16 protein-coding genes are annotated in these 24,360 nt (G+C 74.1%); 6 read left to right on the top strand and 10 right to left on the bottom strand.

Features of this window, described 5'->3' with window-relative positions:
* Window positions 1–25 precede the first annotated feature (25 nt).
* From Sco07f_RS40810 to Sco07f_RS26880, 5 genes are read right to left on the bottom strand one after another with little or no spacing between them, the layout of a single operon-like run.
* Window positions 26–4,090, bottom strand: a complete 4,065-nt coding sequence (locus Sco07f_RS40810) for a hypothetical protein (protein WP_244942153.1) — start codon at window positions 4,088–4,090, stop codon at window positions 26–28.
* 3 nt (window positions 4,091–4,093) lie between these two features.
* On the bottom strand, window positions 4,094–4,252 hold the full coding sequence (locus Sco07f_RS40210; RefSeq protein WP_007450918.1) for a DUF6760 family protein: 159 nt from the start codon (window positions 4,250–4,252) through the stop codon (window positions 4,094–4,096).
* On the bottom strand, window positions 4,249–4,770 hold the full coding sequence (locus Sco07f_RS26890) for a hypothetical protein (protein WP_108989437.1): 522 nt from the start codon (window positions 4,768–4,770) through the stop codon (window positions 4,249–4,251). Before Sco07f_RS26890 ends, Sco07f_RS40210 begins: the two co-directional genes overlap by 4 nt.
* Window positions 4,770–5,219 (bottom strand): phage tail protein, encoded by a 450-nt coding sequence (locus Sco07f_RS26885; RefSeq protein WP_007450914.1) that lies wholly within the window; start codon window positions 5,217–5,219, stop codon window positions 4,770–4,772. The genes Sco07f_RS26890 and Sco07f_RS26885 overlap by 1 nt, the downstream gene beginning before the upstream one ends.
* Before the next feature lie 54 nt (window positions 5,220–5,273).
* On the bottom strand, window positions 5,274–6,878 hold the full coding sequence (locus Sco07f_RS26880; RefSeq protein ID WP_054101632.1) for a phage tail sheath subtilisin-like domain-containing protein: 1,605 nt from the start codon (window positions 6,876–6,878) through the stop codon (window positions 5,274–5,276).
* A gap of 524 nt (window positions 6,879–7,402) precedes the next feature.
* On the opposite strand from Sco07f_RS26880, the gene Sco07f_RS26875 reads away from it, so the two are divergent.
* From Sco07f_RS26875 to Sco07f_RS26860, 5 genes are all read left to right on the top strand, one after another.
* Window positions 7,403–10,165, top strand: a complete 2,763-nt coding sequence (locus tag Sco07f_RS26875) for a coiled-coil domain-containing protein (protein WP_159106990.1) — start codon at window positions 7,403–7,405, stop codon at window positions 10,163–10,165.
* A gap of 179 nt (window positions 10,166–10,344) precedes the next feature.
* Window positions 10,345–10,971, top strand: coding sequence for an eCIS core domain-containing protein (locus Sco07f_RS26870; protein ID WP_159106989.1), 627 nt, complete (start codon window positions 10,345–10,347; stop codon window positions 10,969–10,971).
* A 93-nt stretch (window positions 10,972–11,064) separates the two neighbouring features.
* On the top strand, window positions 11,065–11,199 hold the full coding sequence (locus tag Sco07f_RS41140; RefSeq protein ID WP_280524572.1) for a hypothetical protein: 135 nt from the start codon (window positions 11,065–11,067) through the stop codon (window positions 11,197–11,199).
* A gap of 74 nt (window positions 11,200–11,273) precedes the next feature.
* Complete coding sequence (locus Sco07f_RS26865) at window positions 11,274–12,719, top strand: ricin-type beta-trefoil lectin domain protein (protein WP_108989434.1); 1,446 nt, start codon at window positions 11,274–11,276, stop codon at window positions 12,717–12,719.
* Window positions 12,720–12,818: 99 nt separating this feature from the next.
* Window positions 12,819–14,279: an RICIN domain-containing protein gene (locus Sco07f_RS26860; RefSeq protein ID WP_108989433.1), complete on the top strand. Its 1,461-nt coding sequence runs from the start codon at window positions 12,819–12,821 to the stop codon at window positions 14,277–14,279.
* A 21-nt stretch (window positions 14,280–14,300) separates the two neighbouring features.
* Here the strand turns inward: Sco07f_RS26860 and Sco07f_RS26855 are convergent, their stop codons facing one another.
* The 3 genes from Sco07f_RS26855 to Sco07f_RS26845 all read right to left on the bottom strand — a co-directional run bounded on the left by Sco07f_RS26855 (window position 14,301) and on the right by Sco07f_RS26845 (window position 17,913).
* Complete coding sequence (locus Sco07f_RS26855) at window positions 14,301–16,382, bottom strand: ATP-binding protein (RefSeq protein WP_439959697.1); 2,082 nt, start codon at window positions 16,380–16,382, stop codon at window positions 14,301–14,303.
* A 5-nt stretch (window positions 16,383–16,387) separates the two neighbouring features.
* Window positions 16,388–17,065, bottom strand: a complete 678-nt coding sequence (locus tag Sco07f_RS26850; RefSeq protein ID WP_007450778.1) for a Pvc16 family protein — start codon at window positions 17,063–17,065, stop codon at window positions 16,388–16,390.
* Window positions 17,066–17,211: 146 nt separating this feature from the next.
* Window positions 17,212–17,913, bottom strand: coding sequence for a helix-turn-helix transcriptional regulator (locus Sco07f_RS26845; protein WP_054103559.1), 702 nt, complete (start codon window positions 17,911–17,913; stop codon window positions 17,212–17,214).
* A 309-nt stretch (window positions 17,914–18,222) separates the two neighbouring features.
* Between Sco07f_RS26845 and Sco07f_RS26835 the strand changes: the two genes are divergently transcribed.
* Entirely contained in the window at window positions 18,223–21,828 is a 3,606-nt protein-coding gene (locus Sco07f_RS26835; protein ID WP_108989431.1) for an AAA family ATPase, read from the top strand.
* Between the two features lie 22 nt (window positions 21,829–21,850).
* Here Sco07f_RS26835 and Sco07f_RS26830 read toward each other — a convergent pair whose 3' ends face one another.
* Window positions 21,851–22,732: an aminoglycoside phosphotransferase family protein gene (locus Sco07f_RS26830; protein WP_007450798.1), complete on the bottom strand. Its 882-nt coding sequence runs from the start codon at window positions 22,730–22,732 to the stop codon at window positions 21,851–21,853.
* Between the two features lie 116 nt (window positions 22,733–22,848).
* Window positions 22,849–24,360: an MFS transporter gene (locus tag Sco07f_RS26825; protein WP_108989430.1), complete on the bottom strand. Its 1,512-nt coding sequence runs from the start codon at window positions 24,358–24,360 to the stop codon at window positions 22,849–22,851.

Raw genomic sequence — 24,360 nt, 5'->3', positions numbered from 1 at the left:
GGTGGAGGCGGTCGCGGCCGTCCGGTCAGCGGGGGTCGCGCAGTCTGCCGGTCCGTTCGCGGTCCATGCGCAGTTCGGTGCGGACGAGGCGGGTGACGCGGCCGATGATCCGGTGCACCAGTTCGTCGAGCTGGAAGTCGGTGAGAGCACGCGGGTCGAACCCGCCGGCCGGGACCGCCGTGTACTCGGGCGGCCGGCCGTTCTGCCCCGCGGGCGGCGTGGCGGGGCCCGCCGAGTACGGGGGCGGCGGATCGTACGGCGGTGGCGGTCCGGCCGGGGTCTGCGGGGTCTGCTGGGACGAAGGGGTCCGCAGGCGGGAGAGGGAGTCGTGCACGGCGGCCGCCGCGCTCGCGGCCAGGGCACCGGTGGTGCGCCCGCCCCGCCCGCCGCGGCCGAACAGGCGCTGGACCGGGGGCAGACCGTCGCCCGCGGTGGCGGATGCGGCCTGCGTCTCGACGGGAAGGTCCGGACGGGGCGCCGACGGCGCGGGCGGTGCGGGCGGTGTGAGGGGCGCGACCGGGAGCGGGGCCGCGCCGGTGCGGGAGGACGCGGGGCGGCGCAGCGGCACGGCCCTGGCGGGGGTGCGCTGCACCGCGGGGCGCGTGGCCGGGCCGTCCGGCGCGGGCCGCGGGGCCGTGGCGCGCTGGACGGTGGTGCTCGGCGGCCCGTCGGCGGCGCCGGGGAGGGGCGCCATGAGGGTCGGTGCGACGGCGGCCATGGGGGCGGCGGCCGCGTGCGGGGGCGCGGGGAAGGAGACGGGGAGCGTGGCCGGGGCCGCCGAGGAGGCGGCCGTCGTCGTGAAGGGCGGGGCCGCGAGCGGTGTCGCCGGCGGGAGGGCCGACGCGGTGGCCCGCTGGACGGGCGGCGGCGTACGGTCGTCGGTCACGGGTCCGGGCGTGGGCGTCGGCGCCGGGGACCGATGGCCGAGCGGGGCGGTGCCGGTCGGGGGCACGGAGAGGGGGGCGCCGAGGGAGGAACGGCGCGGGGGGCGCGCGGCCGGAGCGGTCGGCGCGGCGGAGGGTGCCGGGCCGGGCGTGGTGTCCCGCGTCGCGGAGGGTGCCGGCGCGGTGGGCGTGGCCGCGGCGCGCTGGACGGGCGGCGCGGCGGGTGCCACGGGGGGCGTCGCGGGGGGTGCCTCCACGGCGGGCGTCGCGGTGGGGCGTACGTCAGGCATCGCGGTGGGCGCCCCCGTGGCAGGCGTCGGGGTGGGGCGTACGGCGTCGGCCGGCTGGGACGGGATGGGGGCGCCCAGGCCCGGACGGCGGGGCGCGGCACTGCGCTGTACGGGGGGCTGTTGTGCGGGGCGCTGCGGTACGGGATGTGCCGGGGCCGACGGCTTGCCGGGTGCGGGCCGGGAGAGCGGTACGGCGACGGTGGGCGCGACCGGCGTGGTCGGCGCGACCGGAGTGGTTGGCTCGGGCCGGGCGGTGGTGGTCGGTGCGGCGGGACTCTGGGCCGCTCGCTGGACGGCGGGCTGCGTCTCGGATGTGCCGGGATGCGGTGCGGGCGCCGGGTCGGCGGAAGGTGCGCTCGGCACACCGGCCGGCCCGTCCGCGGCCCGCTGGACCGGCGGCTGCGGGGCCTGCGACGGCTGGGTCCGGCCCGGTGACGCCGCCTTGCGCTGGACGGGGGGCTGCGCGTCGGCGGGGAGGCCGGGGGAGGCGGAGGGGCGGTGCGCCGACGGGGGAGGCGTGGCGGCAGGCCGGGCTTCGGGCGCGGTACCGCTTTCGGTGGTTCGCGTCGGCCGTGCGCCGGGCGTTGCCGGTGCGCCGCCCTCGGGGCCCGGGGACGGGGTGATCCGGGCCACGGCCCGCTGGACCGGCGGGGCCCCGGCATCGGGTGCCGTGTCCGTGCGGGGGCGGCCGGAGTCGGCGCGGGCAACGGTCGGCTCGACAGGGGCGTCGGTCGACGCGTCGGCGCCCGGTGCGGCCGAAGGGCGGTGGGTGGTGGGCCCGTTGGAGCCGTCGGTGCCGCCGGTGCCGTCGGTGCCGGGGCTCTGGTGTGTGGACACGGCACGCTGGACCGGAGCGCCGGCCGGGGGCGAGGGCAGGGGCGACGGTGCGGACGGCGGGGTCGCTGCCCGGCCGGTGGGACGGGCGCCCGCGCCGATGCCGGCGCCGGACGCGGGATCGGAACCGCGGGACGCCGCTCGCTGCACCGGCAGGCCGGACGTAGCGCCGTCGGCGGTGCGAGGCGCCCGGCCGGTGGCGCCGGGACCGACGGCCGGCGTGGGGGCGGGGCGCGGTGAGGGCGACGTGGGCCGGGCCGGTGTCCGCTGCACCGGGGGTTCGCCCTTCGCGGCACCGGAAGCAAACCCGGCCCTCGTGCTGGACCCCGACCCGGACGCGGGCGCCGTGGGGTCGGCGGACGGGGACGTGGTGGGTGCCGGGGAGTCGGTCGCGCTGCTGTCGGTGGGGCGGGCGGTGCGCTGCACGGGTGTGCCGGGTCCCGCGGGGTTGCCGGACGCGGGCGTCGTGAGGCCGCCGGGCGGGGAAGTGCGCGGCGCGGGGGCGGGGTTGGTCTGTGGCGTCGTACGTGGTGCCGGGGGGCCGGGCGCGGTGGAGCCCGGCGCGGGAGTCGCGCTGCCGTCGGTCGGGCGGGCGGTGCGCTGCACGGGTGCGGTGGGTCCCGCGGGGGTGCCGGTCGCGGGTGCCGTGGAGTCGGCGGCCGGGGAAGTGCGGGGCGCGGGGGCGGGGTTGGTCCGCGGCGCTGTACGTCGTGCCGGGGAACCGGTCGCGCTGCCGTCGGCCGGGCGGGTGGCTCGCTGCACGGGTGCGGTGGGTCCCGCGGGGGCGCCGGTCGCGGGCGTCGTGAGGCCGCCGGGCGGGGAAGTGCGCGGCGCGGGGGCGGGGTTGGTCTGTGGCGTCGTACGTGGTGCCGGGGCTCCGGGCGCGGTGGAGCCCGGCGGCGGAGTCGCGTCGCCGTCGGTCGGGCGGGCGGCTCGCTGGGCCTGGGGGCCGGACGTGGCGCCCGACGCCCGTACGGCGGCGCGCTGCACCGGAGTAGACGACGCAGGGCCGTCGCCCGGGGCGTGGTGGGCGGTGTGCCGGGGCCCGGCGGCCGGTGTCGTCCCGGGGCCGGGGACCGCCGGCCGGACCGCGGCGTCGGCGGGAGCGTCGGCCGGGGCGTCGGCGGCGGCAGGCGGGAGCACGGCGCGCTGCACGGGAGGAGGGGGTGCCGGGAGGGCACCCCCGGCCGGTGCCGAGCCGGGGTCCGCTCGGTCACCGTCCGCCGACGAAGCGGCCGTTCCGGGGGACTCGGGCGCCCTTGCGGTGGTCCGGCGGCTCGCGGGCAGGGCCCGGCGCTGCACGGCCGGCGACCCGGAGGGAACCTTGGTCAGGGCCTGCCGCGGAGACGGGGCGGCGGCGGGCGGCACCGGAGTCACCCGGACGCCGAGGGGAGCCTGGGCCGGTGTGCTCGCGGGTGCCGCGGACGACACCGGCCCGGCGGAAGCCGCCCGCTGGACCGGCGTGGCCGGGGGCACGGAGGCCGCGGCGGCGGAGGCCGGAGGCGCGGGCGCCGGGAACCGCGTGCCCGACGCGCCGCTCCGCGAACCGGAGGCGCCGGGCAGGCCGGACGAACCGCCCCGCACCCCCGGAACGGGGCCCGTGGGAGCGGCCGGGGCCGAGCCGTCGGCCGGTATCGCCCGCAGGGGAGCGACCGGCATGCGCTGCACCGGCGGTGCGCCGGCCGGTGACGCCAGCGGTGTGGACGGCGTCGGGCGGGCCGGCGTGCCGAACGCGCCGGACAGCAGGCTGTCGCCGGAGGCCGGGTTCAGCACCGCGGGAGACGGCGCGCCCGTGAACGACGGGTTCTGCCACGTCGGAAGACGGCCGCCGAACCCGGCGTCCGCCACTCCCGTACGTGCCGCGCCCGTGGCCCGCTGGATCGGCGGCAGGCCTGTCCAGGCGGCGACGGCGACGGGCGGGGGCCCGGCCGGGCCCCCCGTGCTCCCGCCCGCGGCCGGTCCCGGGTCCGCGGCCGGGGACGAACCCGCGGGGGCGGTCCCGTTTCCGTCGCCGCCCCCGCTGTCGCTCCCGGCTCCGCCGATACCGTCCCGACGGCTCCGCAGCCGGTCCAGGAATCCCACCGATCAGCCCTCCGCCGTGCCACGCGTCACGAGGGACGCGATCTGGTCCGTGTACCGGCGGCGGTCCTGGTGCTCCAGATCCAGGATCGCCTCCAGGCTCCAGTGGAAGTGGTAGGCGACGTACGCGATCTCCTCGTGCAGCCGGTCGGTCGCGTACGTCACGATTCCCCCAGGCGGCTCCCGCCGAGTTCCACCTCGAAGGGTTCCGAGCAGTGCGGGCACTCCACGGCCGCGCGGGTGTGCCCCTCCGCGTTGATCTGGCGGTAGAAGTCCTGGAGGAACGCCAGGTCGGAGGCGAACATGTTCTCCACCACCCCGTCGTGCACCATCGCCAGCGTGCCCAGCCGGGTGATGACCCGGCCGAGCAGCACCACCGACAGGTACGCAGGGTTCTCCTGCACCCGCACGTCGCGCAGCGGGATCAGCTCGTCCCGTGCCGTCGCCAGGCGCATCACACCGTCCTTGTGGACCGTGCCCGAGTCGTCGACGTACCCGCGCGGCAGCTCGAAGGGGAACTCGGTCCGCATCTGCTGCCGCGGTGCCGTGTCGACCGGAGCCGCGACGGGAGGGGCGGCCGGCGCCTCCGCGGACGCGGCGGCGGGAGCCGAACGGGGGAAGTCCGCTCCCGCCGCCGCGGTCTGGGGTGCCGAGGCGGGTGCCTTGGCAGATGAACGCCGCATTACTCGACGACCAGTTCTTCGAACACGATGGTGATGGTCTCGGTCAGGGCGTTGGTGTCACCCGCCTTCAGGGTGCCCGCCACGACCTTGCTGCACCAGGCGTTGCGCAGGTTCCAGCGCTTGACCGGGTTGTCCTCGTAGTCCATCACGATGATCGTGGCGTTCTTGCGGGCGGTGGCCATCCGGCCCGCCATGGAGTCGTTGATCCACTGGGTGAACACCGACGACTGGCTCATACCGCGCTCGACCTGGACCGAGCCGTCCTTGGCGACGCCCGGCATCAGGGTGACGTTGTTGCGTCCGGTGGTGCCCTGGTTCTGCTGGTACTTGATGACGTCCTGCTCGATCTGCAGGTTGGAGACCGAGTTGAGGTACTCGACCATCACACCGTCGATCTGGATACCGAAATTCGGTGCGACGAGTACGTCTTCTGGCTTGGGGAGAGACATGGGTTCGCTGTCCTTCTAGAGGATGAGGGAGAAGGGCGGGGGCGCGGTCCGCGCCTACTCGTCCAGTTCGCCGCCGCCGCTGGAGAACTGGGCCAGCCGGAAGATGACGAACTCGGCGGGCTTGACCGGCGCGATGCCGATCTCGCAGACGACCCGGCCGAGGTCGACGGACTCCGGCGGGTTGGTCTCCTCGTCGCACTTGACGTAGTAGGCCTGGTCGGGGCTCTGGCCGAAGAGGGCGCCGTTGCGCCACTCGTTGACCAGGAACGCCGAGACGTTGCGCCGGATACGGGCCCAGAGGTTGTGGTCGTTCGGCTCGAACACCACCCACTGGGTGCCGATCAGGATCGACTCCTCCAGGTAGTTGAAGTACCGGCGGATGTTCAGGTAGCGCCACGCCGGGTCGGAGGAGAGGGTGCGCGCGCCCCAGACGCGGATGCCGCGGCCGGGGAAGGAGCGGATGCAGTTGACGCCGATCGGGTTGAGCAGGTCCTGCTCGCCGCGGGTGATCTGGAGCTCCAGGTCCACGGCGCCGCGGACGACCTCGTTGGCGGGGGCCTTGTGCACGCCGCGCTCGGAGTCGTTGCGGGCCCAGATGCCGGCGACGTGACCGCTCGGCGGGACCAGGCGGGACTGGCCGGTGGCCGGGTCGAAGGACTTGATCCAGGGGTAGTACAGGGCCGCGTACTTGGAGTCGTAACCGGCCGTCTCCTGGCGCCAGACGCGGATCTGGCGGGCGTTCTGGCTGGGCGGCGGGTCGATGATCGCGACGCGGTCGCCCATCAGCTCGCAGTGGGCTATGAGACCGAGCTGGACGGCCTTGACGGCCTCCAGGTCGATCGCACCGCGCTGGTAGGCGGCCATCAGGTCGGGCACCGCGACCATGGAGATCTCGTCGATCGCCTCCAGACCGCCGAAACCGGTGCGGTCCGCGGAGTCGCCGAGGTACTCGGCCGGTCCGGGCTGCACGCTCTCGGCCTGCCTGGCCGGAGTGGCGGGGGCGGCGGCCGGCGGCGCGGGCAGCGCCACGGTCTGGTTCTCCGGCCGGACCAGCTGCGCGGCGGGCGCGGCCTCGGTCACGGTGATGAGCTTGGAGCGCTCCTTGACCTGGGTGACCACGTAGGAGCGGTTGCCCTTCTTGGCGCTCACGTCGAAGGTCTCGACCGGCTTGTCGCCGTCCTTGACGATCAGCTTGAAGCGCTCGGCGGCGCCCTCGCCCTCGGGGTCGGCGACCTCGACGGTCAGCGGGCCGCTCTGGCCGGCGGCGGTGGCCGTCACGGCGAACGTGCCGAGCTGCTTGGGCTCGGCGGCGGTCAGCGCCTTGGCGGTGCTGCCGGTGACGGCCGCGGGGGCGGCGGCGCCGTTGACCGAGCCGTCGGCGGCGGCATCCTCGGCCGAGCCGCCGACGCGGACGACGTAGGCGGCCGAGCCACCGTTGTTGAAGAACCCGTAGACGGAGTGCGCGAGGTAGTACCCGCCGGTGAAGTCACCGAAGGCCGCGACGTACTGCGTCCAGTTGGTCACCAGCGTGGGCTCGTTCAGCGGGCCGGTCGGGGCAAGACCGACGAAGGCCGCCACCGACGTGCCCACTCCCTCGATCGGGCGCGAGCCGCTGGCCACCTCCTCGACGTAGACGCCGGGCGACAGGTAGGACGGCATGCTCTGCTCTCCTCGGGGTACGAGACAGGACGCCCCTCAGCCTCACGCGCGCGTTGCCGACGCCGAAACGTCTCCGGGTGCCGGACCGGGGGCATGTCCCTTGCCCCTGGTCGTGCCCGTTGGGGCAGACTCCCTGTCTTTCCCTGGTGGTCGGCTGCCGTTCCTCTTCAACATCGTGTGTTGAGTGTCAGTTCGCCAGCATGTCATCTTGCGATCACGCCCGGTCCGGGAACGCTCCGTACCGCCACGCCGAGGATCGCGGCCTTGCCCGGGCGCGGGTGGTGACGGGACGTCAGGAGGAGTTGTCCGTGTCGGACCGCTTGCACGAATCGCAGACCCGCCGCACGAACGCCACCGCTCCGGCCCGGCACCACCCTCCGGCGCAGCAGCCTCCCCTGTCCTCCTTGCAGGCCAGGGCGGGGAACCGCGCGGTCTCCCTGGCGATCCAGCGTGCGACGGCTACGCGTGAGCAGCCCGGGGCCGAAGCCTCGACGCGGTCGAGTTCTCCGGCGCGGGAGGACGACATGGCGATCACGACGGTGCGGGAGCCCGAGCCGCAGGGCCGGAGCAAGAACCAGGGCGAGGGCGCGAAGTCGCAGAAGGAGCTGGCCGAGGAGGAGGTACAGCACCGGAAGAAGGACGTCGCGGACGCGGCGCTGGGGCGGGCCAGGGCTGCGGACGTGGTGTGGCAGCAGTCCGGGAAAGCGCTGAAGGCACGCCAGAAGGCGGCGGGCGCCCGGGCCGAGCAGCAGAGACACGAGGGGATCGCCGCGGAGGCGGAGCGGGACCGGACGGCGGCCGAGGGCGAGCAGCGGAGGCACACGGGGACCGCCACGAAGGCGGAGCAGGACCAGAAGCGGGCCAAGGCGGCCGAGCGGGAACACGGCGAGGCCGCGGCAACGGCGCGCGCCGACGCGGCCAAGGCTCAGGAGAGGGAGAAGGAGTTCACGAAGCAGGCCACGGAGGCGGAGCAGGAGCAGACGAAGGCCGAGGCCGACGTGCTCAAGTTCACGCAGCAGGCCGAGGCGGCGGAGAAGAAGCAGAAGGAAGCCGAAGCCGACGTGCTCAAGTTCACGCAGCAGGCCGAGGCGGCGGAGAAGAAGAAGCAGGCGGCCGAAGCCGCGGAGGAGAAGAAGGCGGCGGCCGGTGAACAGGCGGTGCAGCAGGCCGCGAAGGCCGAGGCCGAGGCGGAGGAGCTGACCGCGGCCAACAGCGAGGTGGAGAAGTGGTCCAAGGTCGCGACCGACGCGCTGGCTCAGGCGGAGAAGGCCGAGACCGTCGCGCGGGAGCAGGCGGGGGCGGCCGGCACCGCGAAGAAGTCGGGGACGACGGCCGGGCGGGAGGCGGAGAAGTGGGGGAAGACCAAGGAAACGGCGCAGCAGCAGGCGAAGAAGGCCCATGACGAGGCAGAGCGGCTGCTGAAGGACGCCGTTGACGCGGCGCGCGAGCATGCCCAGGCTCAGGCCGACGCGGCCACGCACGGCCGGACCGCGGAGCAGGCGCGGGCGCAGGCGGAGGAGGCCGGCGCGGCGGCGGAGGCGCACCGGGCGACCGCGGCACAGGCGCGGACGGACGCGAGGACAGCGGGCGAGGAGGCGGGGAAGCAGGAGGGGGACGCGGCCGAGGCGCAGGAGCAGGCCGCGGCTGCGGCGCGGGCACAGGCGCAGGCGAGGGCGGCCGAGACCGAGGCGAAGACGGCTCACACCAACGCGAAGACCGTCCAGGCCGACGCGGTCAAGGCTGAGGCCGAGGCGGCGGCGAAGGCTGAGGCAGAGGCGGCGGCGAAGGCGGCCGAGGCGAAGAAGGCCAAGAAGGCGAAGAAGGCGGGGAAGACCCCGGAAGCCGCGGAGCAGACGGAAGAGCCGGGGACGTCGGACGCCGGGAAAACGGGCAAGACGATCATGGAACAGGTCAAGCGCCCCTTCAGCTCCACCAAGGGCAGGAAATGGCTCGACCCGGCGGACACGGTGGCTCTGCGTGTAGTTGCCCCGGTCGAAGGGCCGCTTCAGTCGCATGCGGGGCAGACCTCGAACACCGGGCTGGTGCGCTCCACCGCGCAGATGGGGCAGACCGGGACCGGGATCAACGTGGTGAACGACACGCTGGGGGCGCTCAACGACGGACGCGACGCGTGGGCCGGGCACAAGGGGAGCAAGGAAACGGGACCGAAGTCCCATCAGGACAGGAAAAAAGAGAAGTCGAAGGTCATCGGCCTCACGACGAACAGCCTCATGACCGCCAACGATGGCGTGAAAATCACAAACAATGCCATGAAGAACGCCGGTGATCTGGGAGGGATGGCTGCCCTCGGGGATGCCAGCGGTGCCCTCATCATGGCGTTCTCCGGAATATTCGTTGTTCGTGACTCCATTGTCGCGTTGAGGACTCACCAGAAGAAGAATGAGCTCAAAGAGCACTTCAAGGGTGTAGACGCGAAGCGTTCGGGCGACCTGCGGGGCGTACTCAACAATTTGGGGGAGGCGACAGGAGACCTGATCCGGGAGTGCTCCGGACTGTCGCCGGACGAGCCGTCCAGGGAAGCCCTGCAGAGCATTCAGGACGAGCGGGACCGTATCGAGGGGCTGAGGCAGGAACTGCTGGCGCACATGGCCAGTCTCAGGGATTACGCGGTGGGCAAGCAGACGGGGAAGGAGATCAAGCGAGCCCTCAACGCGGGCGGCAACGTGGCGCGTACCGCGGCCGGTGCCGTGGTGATCGCATCTGCGGCCGGCGCGGTCGGCGGCCCGATCGGATCCGCCGTCGCGGGTGGCACAACGGCGGCGGCCCTGGGCGGTATCGCTGCCTACAAGGGAGGGAAGAAGTTCGCCAAACGCTATGAGGCGGTGCGGCATCCCGAAAAGTGGGCCCGTACGACGGATGCCCAGGAAGGGACCGAGCCGGAGCCCAGGAAGTTCGAGAAGTCCAAGGACGGCAAGGGCAACAGAAAGCGTGATGCGACGAAGGAGGGCTTCAACGTGCTGAAGCCCCTCGAGCAGGGTGAGCGGCAACTGAAAGCGCAGGAAATCTATGCGCTCGCGGCCGGGCCGGCCGTCCCTGCGGGCAAGGATGTTCCCGACGACATTCGCGCAAAGATGCGTGCGTTCCTCAAGACTCTCAACTGCGGACCGGATAAGCACAATCCGGAGAAGCATGACCCGGCGAAGCACGAGCAGTCGGCCGAAGAGTGGGAGAAATCGCGTGAGGAAGCGTGGGCGGATTCACTCAACGACCCCGAGCGGCAGAAGGAGTGGGAGGACGAGATAGCGGCACAGCTCTCCTCGGCCTGAGCGTCGGGCCGTTCAGACCGCTCAACGACGGGACGCACGAGCGGTGTTCGCGCGTACGCGCCTGCCCTCAAGGTCTGCCCCCGCAGCCGTTGTGTCCGACGGCCGGTGTGGGTAGACCTGCGAGAAGCGTCGTCATCATGTGCCGACCCAAGTACCCGCGTATCCGCCGAGGGAGCGTTGTGCGCACACACGGAACACAGGCTGCCCAGCAGGCCGACAAGCAGAGCCCGGGCCGTCACTCCGCCGCGCCGGGCACCACGGCCGGCCGGATGCTGGCACTGCAGAGCCAGGCCGGGAACGCGGCGGTGTCCCGTGCCGTCCAGCGAGCCCGGCACGAGCACGGCCCCGGCTGCGGCCACGGCCAGGAGCAGCAGGCGGCCGACAGCGCGGATGTGCAGCGCCGGGTTTCGGTGGACAGCGGATTCGTCGAGCGGCCACGGGTCTCGGTGGACGAAGCGATCAAGACGCCCGGCAAGCCGCTGCCGGACCGCATCCGCGAACCGGCCGAGCGCGAGTACGGGATGAGTTTCGGGCACGTCACGATGCACGACAACGCGGTGGCCCAGCAGTCCGCCATGGACCTCGACGCGATCGCCTACACCAGCGGCTCCCACATCGTCGCCCAGCGGTCCCTGGACGACGCGACGCTCTTCCACGAGACCCATCACGTCTTCCAGCAGTCTCGCGGCAATGTGGCGGGCACCAACAACGGGCACGGGGAGTCCGTCTCCGACCCGGGCCACTCCGAAGAGGTCGAGGCCGGGCAGGCGGGCGAGCGGATGGCCCGGGGCGAATCCCCGATGTGACCGGCCGCGCCACCCGCCGGGCATGCCCGTTGGGGCAACCGACTCTGCCCCGGCTCCTGAGACAGAACTTGGGGGTCTCTCCAGGGTCGGCTCGTGACCTTGTGGACGCGTGTGCGCGTGCGCAATGCCGGTGACGTGGTGGACGAGTGCCGGTTCGAGCCCGTCGGGGACGTGGCTCCCTGGACGTACCTGGGCAGGACCAACGAGGCGGCCCGGATCACGGTCTGACGGCGGGAGCGAGGGCAATCGGCCTTGCCCTCACGACTCCTGACGAGCCATGCGGACGCCCGTAGCGTCGACGTGTGAGCCTTTGGACCTCCCTGGAGCCCGCGTCCGCCACCGTCGACCCCGGCAGCAGCACACATGTGCGCCTGAGGGTGCGTAATACCGGTGATGTCGTCGACGAGTACCGGTTCGAGCCGGTGGGGGATGTGGCTCCCTGGACGACGGTGGAGCCGCAGACCCTGCGGTTGTATCCGGGGACGACCGGTACCGTCGAGCTGACCTTCGCGCCGCCGCGCACACCGGACGCGACGGCGGGGCCGAATCCGTATGCGGTGCGGATCACGCCGACGGAGCATCCGGATGCGGTGACGGTGCCGGAGGGGAACCTGACGATCACCTCGTTCACCGAGGTGCGGGCCGAGCTGGTGCCGCCGACGGTGAAGGGGCGGTTCCGGGGCCGGCCGCGGCTGGCGGTGGACAACCTGGGCAATACGAAGGTGACGGCGTCGGTCGCGGGCAGCGACACCGGTGATCATCTGTCGTACGAGGTGCGTCCGGGGAACGTGCAGATCGAGCCGGGGCGTGCGGCGTTCGTGGAGACGACGCTGAAGCCGAAGCAGATCATCTGGTTCGGGTCGAAGGAGGAGCGGCCGTACACGCTGGCGGTGCGGCGTTCGGGGGTCGATCCGACGGAGGTCGAGGGGACGTATGTGCAGCGCGGGTTCCTGCCGCGCTGGCTGGCGACGTTCTTCGGGATCTTCGTGGCGCTGGCGATCGCGTTCGTGATGATCTGGATCGCGTACAAGCCGCAGGTCCGCAGCAGTGCCACCGAGCAGACCCAGCAGGCCGGAGCCGCACTCGCCCCCAGCCCCAGCGCCACCCCCGAAACCCTGCCCAGCACCGCCGAGTCCGCACCCGAGGCAGAGCCCGAGCAGCCGGCCGCCGGGAAGACCGGAGGCGACGGCGACGGCGGTGGTGGCGACGGGGACAAGGGCGGCGGTGGCGGGGAGCCCAAGAAGCCCGACAAGCCGGCCGTGAAGCCGGTGGTCCCCGCCCGGAACGTCATGCTCCGCAACGCCACCACCCACATGTGCGCCGACATCCCCGGACGGGAGAAGGGCAAGATCAACGGAGTCGTCCAGCAGGCCAACTGCCACGAAGAGGGCGACAACGAGTACTGGCACCTCGAAGTGAAGTACCCGAAGGGCGGCCCCGGCGGAGTGCCGCTCTTCCAGATCCGGAACGCCACGGACCAGTTCTGCATGGACCTGGGCGAGTACGGCGCCCGTCCGGTGGGGACGGGGATCGCCGAGTTCCACTGCGACGGCACGACGGCCGACAACCAGCTCTGGTGGGTCGACAAGCAGGAGAGCGGCGACTACTGGATCCGCAACTTCGCCAGCAACAACAAGTGCCTGAACGTGAAGGGCCAGAACGGCGGCACCGAGACCCCGCTGAACATTGCCGACTGCAGCAACGTCGACGACATGGAGTGGAAGATCATCCATCCGAACAAGGGGTGACGCCCGGGGCCGGACGGCCGCTCGACCAGGCACCTCGGGGCAGCGAGACCTGCCCCGACTGCCGCTGGCCGCGGCGTAGTTGAGGGGTAGCGTCGGCGTGTGAGCCTGTGGACTTCCCTGGAGCCCGCGTCCGCGACTGTGGACCCCGGCAGCAGTACGCGTGTGCGCCTGAGGGTGCGTAATACCGGTGATGTCGTCGACGAGTACCGGTTCGAGCCGGTGGGGGATGTGGCTCCCTGGACGACGGTGGAGCCGCAGACCCTGCGCCTGTATCCCGGTACGACGGGGACGGTCGAGTTGACCTTCGCGCCGCCGCGTACGCCGGACGCGACGGCGGGGCCGAATCCGTATGCGGTGCGGATCGTGCCGACGGAGCATCCGGATGCGGTGACCGTCCCGGAAGGGAACCTGACGATCACCTCGTTCACCGAGGTGCGGGCCGAGCTGGTGCCGCCGACGGTGAAGGGGCGGTTCCGGGGCCGGCCCCGGCTGGCGGTGGACAACCTCGGCAATACGAAGGTGACGGCGTCGGTCGCGGGCAGCGACACCGGCGACCACCTGTCGTACGAGGTGCGTCCGGGGAACGTGCAGATCGAGCCGGGGCGTGCGGCGTTCGTGGAGACGACGCTGAAGCCGAAGCAGATCATCTGGTTCGGGTCGAAGGAGGAGCGGCCGTACACGCTGGCGGTGCGGCGTTCGGGGGTCGATCCGACGGAGGTCGAGGGGACGTATGTGCAGCGCGGGTTCCTGCCGCGCTGGCTGGCGACGTTCTTCGGGATCTTCGTGGCGCTGGCGATCGCCTTCGTGATGATCTGGATCGCGTACAAGCCGCAGGTCCGCAGCAGCGCCACCGAGCAGACCCAGCAGGCCGGAGCCGCACTCGCCCCCAGCCCCAGCGCCACCCCCGAAACCCTGCCCAGCAGCGCCGAATCCGCACCCGTCGAGCAGCCGCAGGCGGATCTGCCGGCCACGCAGGAGTCGAAGGACGACGGGGGCGGGGACAAGCAGGACGAGGACAAGGGCGGCGGTGGCGGGGAGCCCAAGAAGCCCGACAAGCCGGCCGTGAAGCCGGTGGTCCCCGCCCGGAACATCCTGCTGCGCAACACCACCAGCCATATGTGCGCCGAACTCCCCGGCCGGGAGAAGGGCGAGCTCGACGGACCGGTCCAGCAGGCCGTCTGCGACGACACCGACGGGGACAACCAGATCTGGGACCTCGAGGTGAAGTACGAGAAGGGCGGCCCCGGCGGAGCGGCGCTCTTCCAGATCCGGAACATCAAGGACAAGTACTGCATGGACCTGCCGAACCACGGTGCCGCCGCCGTCGGGACGCCGGTCACCGAGTTCACCTGCGACAGCACCACCGCGAACGACAACCAGCTCTGGTGGGTCGACAAGCAGGAGAGCGGGGCCTACTGGATCCGCAACTTCTCCAGCAACCAGAAGTGCCTCGGTGTGGAGGGCGCGAACGGCGGCGCCCTGTTCTCCAAGATGGTGCTCGACAACTGCAGCAACGTCGGCGACCAGGAGTGGGACATCATCCACCCGAAGAAGGGCTGACGGCCGAGGGGGACCCGGCGGTCACCAGCCGCCCACCCCCGGCACCAGCCGGCCGGCCTTGCGGTACTCACGGCGGGCGCCCTCCAGGAGGTCGTCCGCCGTCACCGTGTCGTCGCGCCCGGCGGCGAGGTAGGCGGCGGTGACGACCGCGCTGCGGATCGAGCCGCCGGCCAGCTCGAACTCCCGGGCCAGCGGCTCCGGGTCGATGCCGTCGGCGCACGGGACCCGGGACAGGCCGTGCCGCCACAGCGCCAGGCGCTGCTCGGGGTCCGGGAAGGGGAAGTCGACCACCAGGTCCAGGCGCCGGGTGAACGCCTCGTCGATGTTGGCCCGCAGGTTGGTGGTGAGCAGGGCGATGCCGTCGAAGGACTCGAGCCGCTGGAGCAGGTAGGCGCTCTCCATGTTGGCGTACTTGTCGTGCGCGTCCTTGACCTCGGAGCGCTTGCCGAAGACGGCGTCCGCCTCGTCGAAGAGCAGCACGGCGTCGGTGCGGTCGGCCTCCGTGAAGATCCGCTCCAGGTTCTTCTCGGTCTCGCCGACGTACTTGTCCACGACCGACGACAGCTGGACCACGTACAGGTCGAGGCCCAGGTCGGCGGCGACCACCTCGGCCGACAGGGTCTTTCCGGTGCCGGACTCGCCCGCGAACAGGCCGAGGACGCCCCGGCCCCGCCCGCCGCCCGCGCTGAGCCGCCAGTCGCCGAGGACGCGGTCGCGGTGGCGGGCGCGCAGGGCGAGTTCGCGGAGCTGCACCAGGGGCTTGTCGGGCAGCACCAGGTCCTGCCAGTCCACGGCGGGCCGGATGCGCCGGGCGTGGCTCTCCAGGCCGGAGGCCGACTGCCGGCGGGCGGCGAGCCGGACGTGGTCGGCGGTGACCGGGGTGCCGTCGAAGGCGGCGAGGGCGCGGGCGGCGTGCGCGGCCCGCTGGACGCGGTCCCCGCCGAGCCGGTACGGGGCGACGGCCGAGTCCAGGTCGAACCCGTCGGCGTCGGCTCCCAGCGCGGTCCGCCAGGCGGCGGCGCCCCCGGCCCGGCGGCCCGGTGCGTCCAGGACCAGCGGGTCGGTCGGCGACCAGTGCGGGTCGTACGGGCGGGGGTCGGTGAGCAGGACGGTCACGTCCTCCGCCGCGGTCAGCGCCCGCACCAGGGGGCCCGGCTTCTCGGGCAGGCCCGCCACCACGACCGCCCGGCCGCCGAGGCGGGCCTCGCGCAGCAGCTCGGGCACGTGGTCCTCGGGCTCGGTGCAGCGCAGCGCGTCGACGCCCGCGGCGTCCAGGGCACGGGCGAGGGCGGCCAGGCCGTCGCCCTCGCGCGGTTCGCGCAAGTAGGCGGTGAGCGGGCCCTCGTGCAGCCGGGCGGCCAGGCGGCGTACGAACGCGTCGGCGTCGGCGCCCCCGGCGGGCAGCGGGTCCGGCATCCCGAGCAGCAGGCCGCGGAGCGCGGCGTCGGGGGAGTCGTCGCCGAGCAGGTGGCCGATCAGCCGGTCCGGGGCCCGCAGCGAACGGGTGAGGAAGGGGCGCTCGGGTTCCTCCACCTCCAGCAGGCCGAGAGCGCGCAGCGGCGCGGAGGCGTGGAACCGGGCGCGGGCCGCCGCCGTGTGCGCGGGCACCCCGCACAGGTCGAGGGCGAGGCCCACGGTGGCGCGCCGGCGGCTCACGTCGTTGTTGAGGTAGCCGTAGAGCGGCTCGAAGGTGCGGTCGACGTCGGGGGCGAGGGCGACGAGCAGGACGGCGGTGTCCAGCTCGGTCAGCCGCGCCCGGCCGGCCAGCAGTGCCAGCCGGTCCCCGGGGCCGGCCGGGCCGCCGACGTGGGCCGGGGGCTCCGCGGCGCCGGGCGCACCGGCACCGGACGGCCAGGTGCGCAGCAGGTGGTGGACGGCCTCGTCGGGCAGGTACAGGCCGCGCAGCGGGTCGTCGGCCGTGGGGTCGTCGGCGGTGCGGTGCTCGACCAGCGCGGTCACCCGGTCCCGCAGGACCCCGAGCCGGGCGAGCAGGGCCTGCGCGGTGTCGCCGGCCGGTTCCGGCGGTCCGGGCGTTCCGGTCCGGGCGGAGGGGTTCGACGGGGAGGCCGGGGGGCCGGTCTCGGGGCTGCTCACAGAGGTCACCGGTGTCACTGTCGTTTCGTACGGCCGTCCGGGGCGGCCCCACGGACGGCGCGGGCCGCCAGCACCTGGTGCGGCCGGTGCGAGCGTCCCTCGGACATCGGCGGGTCGCCCTCCATGCCGCCGACCCGGACCGTCGCGCCCTCGGTGACCGGGGGACCGGCGTCGTACTCCGGGAAGGCCGGGAAGGGCACGGTCACCACCAGGTCCAGGGACGGCTTCAGCTCGCCGCCCAGGGCGGACCAGATCTCGGCGAAGGACCGGGCCTCCGACTGGGTGCCGGCCACCGCCACCGTCACCGAGAGGCCCAGCGCGCCGAGCGCGTCGGGCAGTTCGGAGGGCGGCAGGGTCTCGCGGGGCAGCAGCGTCGCCAGTACGGCCGACAGCAGGCGGTGTTCGTCCTGCGGAGTCTTCGTCCAGGCCGTCACCAGGTAGGACAGCCGGAACCAGCGCGGCGGCCGGCGGCGCTTGACGACGACGTCGTTCTCGTCGCGCACCGACATCTGACCGCGGTGCCGCCGGCCCACGTCCTCACGGATGTCGTACAGATACGTGTTGATGACGGGAGCGTTGCGCCGGGCCGCCCAGTCACGGGTGGGCGCCTCGAAGGCCACGTCGATGCCCGAGTCCGTCAACGCCCCGCTCTTGAGGAGGCTCTTGAGGACCTCGTCCACCTCGTGGATCACGCTCGTGCTCCCGCCTTGCCCGTCTGGGACATCCGCCGTCGATCGTGCCCCGGTGCCCGCGCGCCCGCACCTGCCACGGGGACGACGGCCGGGCAGTCCGCCCTGCCCGTACGGGCCCTGGAGCCCGCGTTCGATTGCCCGTTCGGTCAGATGTAGCCTTCCCGGAGGGCATAGGCCACGGCGTGGGCGCGATTGCGCAGATGGAGCCGCGTGGTGAGCCCGTGCATGACGTTCTTGACGGTGCGTTCGGAGTAGGACAACTTGCCGGCGATCTCTCCGGTGTCGAGACCCTCGGCGACCAGCCGCAGGACGTCCACCTCTCGGGGTGCGAGGCCCAGCGAGGGAGCGCCGGGGCGGCCCGCCGCGCCCCGGTGCAGGGTGCCCACCTGGCTGATGAGCCGGCCCAGCAGGTCCGCGGGCAGGTCGCCGTCGCCGCGCGAGGCGGCCAGGACGGCCTGCACCAGCCGGTGGGCGGTGGCCTCGTGCCGCCAGACGATCGCGCCGACGCCGCATTCGACGACGTCGAGCAGTTCGCTCTCGCGGATCGTGCCCGTCACGAGGACGGCGCGCGCGCCCTCGCTGCGCACGATGCGGCGCAGCCGGGTCAGCGCGGCCTCGTCGAGCGCGTCCTCGATGAGCAGGGCGACCGTGCCGGGCCCCGACTCCTCGCGCAGGTCGATCTCCGGGTGCCGGCGCAGCTGGCTGACCGCGCCCTCGCGGCTGATCGGGTCCGGAGCGGACACCGCCACCGGAACCCGCCGGTCGACGATGCCGGGCGCCGCGCCCGAGCCGCGGGCCGAGGTGGTGGTCGTGATGGATGTGGTGGTGTTGCGGGGTGAGTTGAGCAACCGTTTCCCCCCTGTTCACGTGCCCGCAATACGGCACAGGCCGGTAGCGGATGTGCGTGTTCCACACTTATGGGACTGCTGGGACTTCGCAATCGTGGACCACCACGAGGTACACCACGAGACCAGTGCGCCGGCCGCCACAAGGGACCGTCGGGCGGGTGTCCGGGCAGGTCGCGGCGGCCGCACGAGGACGCGCGGGCACGTGGAGGCGGCCGCGAGTCACCGTGACCCGCGCCACTTCGCACCACCGTTCGCCGTGGTCGTTCGTCTCACACACCGGGGGATCACCATCCACCACAGGAGGCACCGATGACCGGACCGCTCCGTGAACGCGACGACGCCCACGCGCTGTTGGCCGCGGAGATCGAGCGTGCCCGGGCCGGCACCGGCCGCCTCGTCCTGCTGCGCGGCGCCGGCGGCACCGGACGCACCGCCGTACTGGAGGCCGCCGTCCGGCGCGCTGGGGACCGCGGGCTGCGGGTGCTGCGCGTGCGCTGCTCGCCCGAGGACACCCCGGTGCCCTTCTCCATGGTCCTGCATCTCCTGGGCCCGGTACCGGAGTTCACCGACATGACGCCCGGCGGCGACGACCGGGGCAGCGCGGCCCGGCTGTGGCGGCTGCTGCGCTCGTACGCCGCCGAGGGCCCGGTGCTGGTGGCCGTCGACGACGTCCACCTCGCCGACGACCCCTCGCGCCGCTGGCTGGCGGAGGCGGCCCGGCACGTCGACCGATTACCGGTACTGCTGGTCGCCACCGAGCGCAGCCAGTACGACATCGACCCGCGGCCCCCCGGACTCACCCAGGCCCTGTCGCCGTCCCTGGTGCGCACCCACACCCTCGCCCCGCTCGGCGACGCGGCGGCGGCCGGGCTGGTCCGCGACGCCTTCCCGGACGCGTCCGCGCCGTGGACGCGGGAGGTCGTCCTGGCCGGTGCGGGCAGCCCGCTGCTCCTGCACGCCCTGCTGGACGACCTCGGCGGCACCCCGCACCCCGACGGCGTCCCGCCCGTGCCGGACAGCTGTGCCGCGCTGTATCCCGGGTCCTACCCGGCCGCCGTCTCCTGGTGGCTGAACAGCGCGGGCCCCGCGACGGCCGACGTGGCGCGCTGCCTCGCGGCCCTGGAACAGGCCTGGCCCGGGGGTCCGGCTCCGGAGCGGTCCTGGTCCAACGGTCCTGCTGCGGAACGGGTTTGGCCCGGGAATCCGGCTCCGGAGCGGGCTTGGCCCGCGGGTGCGGCCTCGGAACCGGCGTGGCCCGGAGGTTCGGCTCCGGATCGGGCATGGCCCGCGGATCCGGCGGCCTCGGAACCGGCTCGGCCCGGAGGTTCGGCTCCGGAGCGGGCTCGGCCCGTGGGTGCGGCGGCCTCGGAACCTGCTCGGCCCGTGGATGCGGCTTCGGACCGGGCTTGGTCCACCGGTCCGGCTTCCGAGCCGGCTCGGCCCGCGGGTCCGGCTGCGGAGCAGGCCCGGCCCGGTGGGCCGTCGCGCCAGGGCGTGCCCCGGCATGCCCTTTCGTACCCGCCCGCACCGGCGTCCGAGGCCGTCCACCGGCACCCGCACGACACACCGGCGGTGAGGGCGCGCCGGCCCGCCGCCACCGCCCCGGGCTGCCGGGACGTGTGGAGCGCGGACGCGGCGGACGCCGGCCGCGACCCGCAGGCACCGCCGTCGCCGTACACGCGCCGGCCGGCCCTCCCGGAGTTCGGGGAGCCGGGCCGATTCCCGGAACCGCGGGAGCACGGGCCCTACCCGCACCCCACCGAGCCCGCCGCCGAGGTGCCGTACCCGCCGTACCGGGACCCGTACCTGTACCCGTTCACCGCCCCCGCCCCCGCCGCCCCGTACGACGGCCGCCCGGGAGCCGCCTCCGGTGCCGCCGGCTACGGCCGCACCGATCCGCCCGCGCACACCCCGCCCCGTACGACGCTCCGGTACACCCCCGCCCCGTCCGCGGCGCGGGGATCGGCCGGGGACCCGGTCGACGTGCTCGCCGAGGCCACCGGGGCCGACCCCGTGCGGGTCGAGGGGTGGCTCGCCGCCATGACCCGGCTCGGTCTGCTGCGCCCCGACGCGGGCGGGCGCCCCCGCTACGCGCACCCGCTGCTGCGCGACGCCGTGCTCAGCGGCTGGCCCCGGCCGCGCCGCGAGGCCGTGCACCGGGCGGCGGCGGAGGCGATGCTGCGCCGCGGCGACCGGGTCGAGGCGGTCGCCCGGCACCTGCTGCGCACCCCGGCCGTCGGCCTGTCCTGGGCGCTGCGCGTCCTGCGCGACGCCGTGACCGTCGCCGTGCACGACGCCCGGCCCGCCGACGCCGTCGGCTATCTGCGCCGGGCCCTGGACGAGCCGCTGACCGACGACCTGCGGCAGCGGCTGCTGACCGAACTCGGCTCCCTGGAGTACGCGTCGGCCGACACCCCGGCCGCCATCGCACGCCTCGCCGAGGCGCAGCACCTGCCGGCCGAGCCCCGCAACCAGGTGCGTACCGCCGTCGCCCTCGGCACCGCCCTGGCCGGCCGCGGCGAGATCCGCACGGCGATGGAGGTACTGCGCCGCACCGAGGGCCGGCTGTCCGCCCACCCGGGGCTCGCCCGCACCGTGCAGACCGCCGGCGCCCTGCTGTCCGACGAGGACCTGGCGACCCGGCAGCAGGTCTACCGGTGGCTGTCCGAGACCGGCCGGGTCTCCCCGGAACTGGTCGGCACCGCCGGGCAGTCCCTGCTGGTGCGGTACGCGGCGACGGCCGGGCTGATCTCCGCCGACGAGGCGATGACCCGGGTACGGGACCTGCTCGCCCAGCCCACCGACCCGCTCGCCGAACCCTTCCTCCTCGGCACCGCCGCCGCGGTCGCCCAGTGGGCCGACGAACTCGACGAGGCCGAGCGGCTCGTGGAGCGGGGCCTGGTGGGACAGCACCCCGCCCTGCTGCACCCGATGCAGCACGCACTGCTCAACACCCGCGCCGACATCGTTGCCTCCCGCGGCGACCACGCCCGCCTGCTCGCCCTCGCCGCCGACCCCGGCCCCGGACCCGGCCCCACCAACCGCGACGCCCACGCCCTGATGGCGCTGGTCCACACCGGCCGCACCGACGAGGCCCTGCGCCTCGCGGACCGCTTCGACCTGCGCGAGATGCCGGAGAACTGGGAGCTGAACCGCTACCTGTACGCGCGGGGCGTGCTGCGCGCCGCCACCGGCGATCCGATGGGAGCGCTCCACGACTTCCTGGAGTGCGGGCGGCGCCAGTCGGCCCGCGAGGTGGTCAGCCCGGTCGTCACCCCGTGGCGGACCGCCGTCGCGGAGATCCGGCTGGCGTTCGGCAGCGGCCCCGAGGCGCTCGCGCTGGCGACGGAGGAACTGCGGCTGGCCCGGGTGTGGAACACCCCGCGCACCGTGGGCCGCGCCCTGCGCGTGCTGGGCACCGCGACCGGCGGGCGGCGCGGCCTCGAGCTGGCCGAGGAGGCCGTACGGACCCTGCGCGACGCGCCCGCCGACACCGACATGGAACTGATCCCCGCGCTGCTCGCCCAGGGCCGTCAGCTCCTCGACGCCGGCGAACGCGGGCGCGCCCGCTCCCGGTTGCGCGAGGCGGCGGACCTCGCCGAACGCAAGGGTGCGCTGCGCTGGCTCACGCAGGCCGGGCAGGCGCTGCGCGAGGGCGGTGCCCGGGGCTCCGTGGCGGCCCGCACCGGTGCCGGGGCACTGACCGGCAGCGAGCGCCGGATCGCCGAACTGGCCGCCGACGGCCGCACCAACACCGAGATCGCCGACCTCCTCCACCTCGCCCGGCGCACCGTGGAGACCCACCTGACCAGCACCTACCGCAAGTTGCGGATACGGCGCAGGACGGAACTGCGGGGTGCCCTGGAGCGCGGCGGACACCGGGAACGGGAGCCGCACCCCGACCCCCGGTGCTGACCGGGTCCCGTCCGGCCGCTCCTCACAGGTCGCGCAGCAGCCGCCCGATCTCCAACTGCTCGGTCTCCAGCGGGTCGCCGTCCTCGACGTTCCACAGGCTGTTCTGGAGCACGCGGCCCAGGGACCAGGCGCGGGCCCGTTCCCGGTCGAGGCCGAGGACGTCGGTCATGGCGTCGAAACGCCACCGGGTCTCGGCCGGGTCGTAGCGGTTGTCGAGGGCGGGCAGCAGGTCGAAGCCCGGGTCGCCGGCCAGCGGTTTGGGGTCGATGGCGAGCCAGGGGGCCCGGTCCGAGGCCAGCACGTTCTCGTAGTGCAGGTCCCAGTGCAGCAGCCGGTCGCCCGGCTCGTCGGCGACCTCGCGCACGGCGGCGGCGCAGTCGGCGACCAGCCGCCGGTCCGCCGGGTCCGCGATGCGCTCCAGCGTCCCGGGCGTCCGCTCCAGCATGCCCCGCGCCATGTCCCCGAGCCGGCGCACCCCCGGCGGCGCGGGCGTCGCGGTGAGGTGGGCCAGCAGCCGGGCGATGACCAGGACGGCCTCGCGGGAGTCCTCGACGTGACCGAGCATGCGGCCGGAGTCCAGGCGTTCCAGGAGCATGGTCCCGGTCGCCGCGTCGTGGTCGAGCAGCCGCACCGCGCCGTCCCCGTCCCACACCCGCAGCGCGACGGGCTCGCCCTCGGTCTCCGCGTCGAGGATCTGGAGCTTCAGCACGGCCTCGCCGCCGTCGCGCCGCACCACCGGCAGCACCAGCGCCGCCCACCCGTGCATCGACGGCCCGTCGAGCCGCAACTCCCACCGCTCCAGGAACCCGGCCGCCAGCGCGGGCAGCCCCTCGACGAAGGCCCGCCCGGCCTCCCCGTTGTACTTCGCCTGCGCGGCAACAAGCCCATCAGGTACGACAATCACCCGCCCGAGGCTACCGTGACCCCCGCCGCCGTAGCTGCGGGCAATCGTGCCGCTGGGGCGGCACGGGTGGGCGCAGCGGCACCCCGCACCGCCGGGCCGCGCAACCGCCCCCGGCCTCAGCCCACCGGCTCCCGCACCGCCCGCTCCGCCGGAGTCCCGTGCTTCGGCGCCTTCGCCGTCACCATCACCCCCGCCACCACCCCCGCCAGCAGCATGACCCCCGCCGCCACCCAGATGGCCACCGTGTACCCGTGCACGATCCCCTCCCGCACGATCAGCTCCCGCTGCGAGGGATCCCTCAGGTGCGCCGCGATCCACGACGCACTGGTGCTGGTCGCGATGGTGTTGAGCAGCGCCGTGCCGATCGAGCCGCCCACCTGCTGCGAGGTGTTGACCGTCGCGGAGGTCACGCCGGAGTCCCTCGGGGCGACCCCGGCGGTGGCCGTGGAGAACACCGGCATGAAGGTCAGGCCCATGCCGAGGCCCATCAGGACCAGCGCCGGAAGGATCTCGGAGACGTACTCGGAGCGCACGGTCATCCGCGTGAGGATCACCATGCCGCCCGAGGCGAGGAGCATGCCGGGCACCATCAGCATGCGCGGGCTCACGTGCGGCAGCAGCCGGGCCGAGATCTGGGTGGAGCCCACGACGATCGCGACGGTCAGCGGCAGGAACGCCAGGCCGGTCCGCACGGGGGAGTAGCCCAGGATGACCTGGAGGTAGTAGGTCATGAACAGGAACAGCCCGAACATGCCGATGACCGCCAGCATCATCGTGAGGAAGCAGCCGGCGCGGTTGCGCTCCCGGATGACGTGCAGCGGCAGCAGCGGCGTGGCCGCCCGGGTCTGCCACCACACGAAGGTGGCCAGCAGCGCCACGGCCAGCGCGAACAGGGCCAGCACCAGCGGGTCGGTCCAGCCCCGGGGCTGCGCCTCGCTGAAGCCGTAGACGAGGGCGACGAGGCCGCCGCAGCCGAGGACCACGCCGGGCACGTCGAGCCGGGCGTCGGCGTGGCCGGGCCGGTCGTGCAGCAGGGCGAACGCGCCGATCACCGCGATGACCGCGATGGGGATGTTGACGTACAGGCACCAGCGCCAGTTCAGGTACTCGGTGAGGACGCCGCCGACGATGAAGCCGATCGCGGAGCCGCTGCCGGCCAGGGCGCCGTAGATGCCGAAGGCCTTCCCGCGTTCCCGCGGGTCGGTGAACGTGGTCGTCAGCAGGGACAGCGCGGACGGCGCCAGCACGGCGGCGAACACGCCCTGGAGGGCGCGGGCACCGAAGAGCATCACCGACGTGGTGGCGGCGCCGCCGATCGCGGAGGCGCCGGCGAAGCCGATCAGCCCGATGACGAAGGTGCGTTTGCGTCCCACCAGGTCCGCGACCCGCCCGCCGAGCAGCAGCAGACCGCCGAACGCGAGGGTGTACGCGGTGATCACCCACTGCCGGTTGGCGTCGGACATGTCCAGGTCGCGCTGGGCCGAGGGCAGCGCGATGTTCACGATCGTCGCGTCGAGGACGACCATCAGCTGGGCCAGGGCGATGACGACCAGCCCCCACCAGCGGTGGGGATCGGTCTCCCCGGGCGTGGCGGGTCCCCCTGTCCGACCTGTCCGGGAGCCACTCAT

It is taken from the genome of Streptomyces coelicoflavus, from assembly GCF_003112555.1.
GTDB lineage: Bacteria > Actinomycetota > Actinomycetes > Streptomycetales > Streptomycetaceae > Streptomyces > Streptomyces coelicoflavus.
Note: the sequence above shows the minus strand (reverse complement) of the source record. Positions and strands in the feature narration are given on the sequence as shown.